Origin of the sequence: Terriglobus sp. YAF25 (genome assembly GCF_052113305.1) — a bacterium.
GTDB lineage: Bacteria > Acidobacteriota > Terriglobia > Terriglobales > Acidobacteriaceae > Terriglobus.
In genome coordinates this window covers 1-4350 of the sequence record NZ_JBFRCY010000384.1, presented here as the reverse complement: position 1 = coordinate 4350, position 4350 = coordinate 1, and the positions used below count along the sequence as shown (strand labels likewise).

3 protein-coding genes are annotated in these 4350 nt (G+C 53.2%); all 3 read right to left on the bottom strand.

All coding sequences use genetic code 11. From position 1 onward, the window contains the following. The coding region (locus AB4043_RS16070) for a hypothetical protein (RefSeq protein ID WP_442307508.1) at positions 1-181 on the bottom strand (181 nt) is incomplete at its 3' end. Between the two features lie 159 nt (positions 182-340). Then, positions 341-3289, bottom strand: a complete 2949-nt coding sequence (locus AB4043_RS16065; RefSeq protein ID WP_442307507.1) for a hypothetical protein — start codon at positions 3287-3289, stop codon at positions 341-343. Between the two features lie 74 nt (positions 3290-3363). Next, a complete protein-coding gene (locus AB4043_RS16060; RefSeq protein ID WP_442307506.1) occupies positions 3364-3687 on the bottom strand; it encodes a carboxypeptidase-like regulatory domain-containing protein in 324 nt (107 codons plus the stop codon). Positions 3688-4350 lie beyond the last annotated feature (663 nt).

Genomic DNA, 4350 nt, shown 5'->3' with positions numbered 1-4350 from the left:
AGCCAGTAGGCCGGTCGCTAACTTCGACTCCAATCTGAGTCGGATAAGTAGTCTGGCTCCAGACTGCTGAGCCGTTGACCAATGCCATGAAAACCATAATCACGAAAAGAAACATTCTTCCTTTCTTCTCGTGACCAGACTTATCCATCTCATTCACAAACGCACACATACGCGTCATCACAAGCTTCCTCCTGGATTCGCGGCGGTTTCGTTGCTTACAACCAGCGGACCTGGTTTGATGAGGCCCCCTTGATGGGGACCGTGAAATTTGTATGTTTGGAAGAGGGCCCGCACGATGCTGCCCAATCGGTTACATCGCGCGTCCCTCTCCTGTAGCCGGTCAGAATTCGAATCGTCCACCGAGTTGCAAATAACGTTTCTGATTGGCGCTGGTTTCAGTGCCGAAGTTTCCGTCGGTTACGTCGTTTGCTATCGCTTGCCAGTTTGTGCGATTGAGAAGGTTGACCGCTTCGGCACGCAAGAAGAGCTTTCCACCTTCGACGACTTTAGGAATTGGAAAGTTGAATCCCTTGGACAGGGTTGCGTTGACACTGAAGTAGCCCAGGTTACGGAAGCTGTTGACTCCCTGTCGCTGGGTAACAGGTTGCGAACCATAGCCTGCGGGATCTTTGAACTGGGTGGTCGTGAAGGCGCCCGCCAGAACCTGCGAACGAGTGAACCCTCTTCGCTGAACTCCACTATAGGTTGGAAATCCGGCGCAACCGGTGGTCCCGTTGAAGTGGGCACACCCGTCGTACTGATAGTCTTCGCCCTCATGGGCCACGCTAAATGGCGTACCAGTCTGAGCAATGACGGTTGTGCCGACGCGCCAGCCACCGACGGATTCATTCAGCAGCCTGCTCGTGCCAATCTTCGGCATCTCATAAACCCCTCCGAAGGAGAACGAGTTCGTTACATCAAACGCCGAAACCCCGCGGAAGGACCTGGGATCGTAGATGCCCTTCCAGATATTGAACATCGCGCCGGTTCCTGTGCTGTTCGAATCCCTGGTCGTAGGCGCGTCCTGCAACGCTTTTTCCCAGTTGTAATTCGCTTGAAAACTGAGATTTCTGTAGTTCTGCTTTGCGGTCACGATCAGAGCATTCCAGGTGCTGGATAACCCGTTGCGCCCGTAGTTCAACTGTCCCCATTCAAATGTGGGCCGGACCGCGGGAGACCTGGGCTGTAGGTTATAGTCCGCATTGCTGCCCTGGCCTGCGGCTGAAGACCCATAAACCAGATCGTAGCCATGACTTCCGGAATAGGTAACGCCGAGAATGGTGTTGTGCAAAAGTTGTTGTTCTACTCCAAATGAGTAGTTCAGATATTTCTCCGGCTTAAGTGTCGGGACAAAACCGTTGAGATTCGCCGAAAACAGGCAATTTGCGGTGTCCGTCATCGCGGCACAGGAGTAAATGTTCCCTGATGGATTTGTTCCGTAGGTTGGATAGGAATAGGAATATCCGTACGGCGCCACGGCGGTCGCAAAGTCGCCGTATGGAACGATACCGGTTTGATACAAACTGATGCGGTTGGGCGGTTGCGTCGGCAGGTTATTAGCGATCTGATATGGAGTCAGAACATTTTCATACAAGCCAATTCCACCTCTCACAAGAGTTGTTCTCTCTTTGAAAGGCGTGTACGCGAAGCCCGCCCGCGGCATGAAGTTCCAGTTCTGGGACTCTGTAAAGGCTGAGTCCGCTGTATGTGTCGTGGTAGCCCATGCCTGCTGCTGGAAGGTTGAGCCAGAGCCCGGGAACATCGGGACAAATGCCCCTGACGAAGCACCGTATCTCCGCGGGTTGCCGAAGTTATCGTAGCGAATTCCGGCGGTCAGCGTAAGATTTGACCGGATCTTCCAGGAGTCATCTATCCAAAGCCCATTGGAGATGGATGTGGCGCCATAGTACTGCGGCGTGTACTTGCCGTTTCCTCCGATCGTGTAGAGGTTGTATCCGGCCCGAGCTGTATTGCTCACCCATGAAAACGTATCAGTTGCGTAAAAGGGAACGAATGCCCTGCTGTAGATGCCGCTTGAATCCTGGAAGTAATCTCCACGATAGAACTGGTAGCCACCGCGAACGGTGTGATTTCTAAAGCTGTAGCTAACGGTGTCGCGCAGAGCATAAGTGTGTTCTTTATTGGTCTGCGAGGCGAATGGAGTAATGCCGAATGGGAATGTAAATTGGAACCCCGCGGCAGAGTCCAGCAGAATCGGTAGATAAGGAATTGATGCCGCCCGAGGATCACCTAAAAAATTACCCGAAACAGCTCGCAGATTACCGAAGTGAACTTCGTTAAGGAGCTGCGGAGAAAACAGATGAATATGGTTGGCTGCAAAGTATTTGTTCTGGCTGGGAGAATTGGCGTCTAACTTAGGCCTCTCGGCCAGATTGCCGAGCGTCTGATCGATGCGCTCATACATCACGTACACACGATCTTTACCGCCGCGCATAGCCTGATCCAGGCGCACGTCCCACTGAATTCCATTGAACGGCTGAGACTGGTCAAAGATGGATCCAACGGTGTAAACGGATTGATCGCACGGAATGTTGTACGTGAGAGTTGAATTTGGGACTGTCTGCTGGGTTCCGCATGCCATTCCATACTGCCCAGCAGTTTTGGTGGTACCCCCTATATCCCGTGTGGGAGGAGCGAAGAGCAGTCCCTCAGCGGCTCCAGAATTTGGAAAGGCAGAATGTGCCCACGATGCAAAAGAAGGTGTGAAGTGCGGGTTCGTGGTAGTAGCGGAGCCGATCGCTGCATTCTGCTTTTCAATGGAACCAAAGAAGAACGTCTTATCCTTAATAATGGGTCCACCCAGCGACGCGAGTACCAGGTTTTGATGAAACTCCGGGAAGACTTCTTTGATTGGGGCTCCAGCAGTGTGGGTGGGCTGGCCGGCCGCACCTAGATTCTTGCCGGCGTAGCTATAGTCGACTGCCCCATGGAACTGATTGCCTCCCGACTTGGTGCTAAAAGACGTCTGCAACGAAGAGCCGGTACCGTTTTCAACCGAATAGGTCTGAGACTGAAGAGACACCTGGCTGATCATGTCAGCATTCGGGAGAATCATCGCAGCTCCCTGGGTGATGTCGTCGCTGACGGGAAGATCGTCGATCAAAAAGATGTTGCTCTTTAAGCCTTCGCCGTTCGCGACGTAGCCGGGTTGAAAATTGGCGGCAAAAATCGTCGATCCATAACCCGTTGCGGGCGTTTCATTCTGAAAGCCAACCACTCCTGGCGTCAGGGAAAGCAGCATCTGCACGTCGCGGTTCGGTAACGGCAACTGGCTGATCTCCCGCTCAGTGAGTGTCTGTACGATCCGCGTCTCTTCCGGATTGAGCGTCTCGGCAACATCTCTTACGGCGATGAAACAGTCGTGCTGCCTGGAACAAGAGTGATGTCCACACCACGTGTCTCGCCTGGCGACACCGTCACCGAAACCGATCCGGGCGTAAATCCTGCCTCGGTGGCAGCCACCTCGTAATTGCCCGGCGCAACCGAGGTAAAACGGTAGTATCCAGTCGCATTCGTTGCCACCCGGAGATCGATCCCCGTTTGGACGTTGTGGAGCGTAATCGCGGCTTTTGGAATGACCGCGCCGCTTGAGTCGGTTACCGTGCCCTGAACGTTGCTGCTGAACTGCGCATAGCAGGGGAGGCAGAGGCATAGCAGGGTAACCATGGCGCCCCACCAAGCAAACGAAATCAAAGACTTCGTACTATGGGCTCTCCTCCAGAGTCGTCGGCCCATCGAATGGAGCGGCATTGCATTTTCAAGAAGAACTGGCATTCAGCCTCGCTTGCATCCTGAGTGTGAATTTGACGGTGCAGCGCTGCATGAACTCGATACGAGACCGGATCACTCATTTCAACTTGCTCAGCACTGCAACGACACACCCGGATTTATTGAGTCAGCTCATTGAGAGTCAAGGAGGCAGCCGCTATGCAACAGCTAYATGCCGCTAACCACTTTATTTGCAATATGTTTCATGGACGTCCCCCGTGCATGTAACGCACGTTTCATCTTGTGCCGCGCGGAACCTTCTTGGTATGATTCACGCCTGAAAGCGGAGGAGACGTTATTTCAGTCCGAGAACAAACGGGCTATGAGGCCGATGAACTTCAGTCGGTACTCTCGTCCGACACATTTTCTGAGGCGGTCTCTCTAGGCAGGCTTCTTCGATATCTGGGTGAGCACTATTTTTCGGAAAACAAAAGCTCCCTGAACGAATACAAGATCGGCGTTGAAGCTCTCGGCAGGTCGACGGACTTTGATCCGTCCAAAAATTCTTGTGTCCGCGTGGAGATGCACCGCCTTCGCAACAGGCTGCGGAAGTACTACGAG

Coding starts and splice junctions, on each gene's coding strand:
- AB4043_RS16060 (WP_442307506.1), bottom strand. CDS start 3,687: ATGGTTACCCTGCTATGCCTCTGCCTCCCCTGCTATGCGCAGTTCAGC.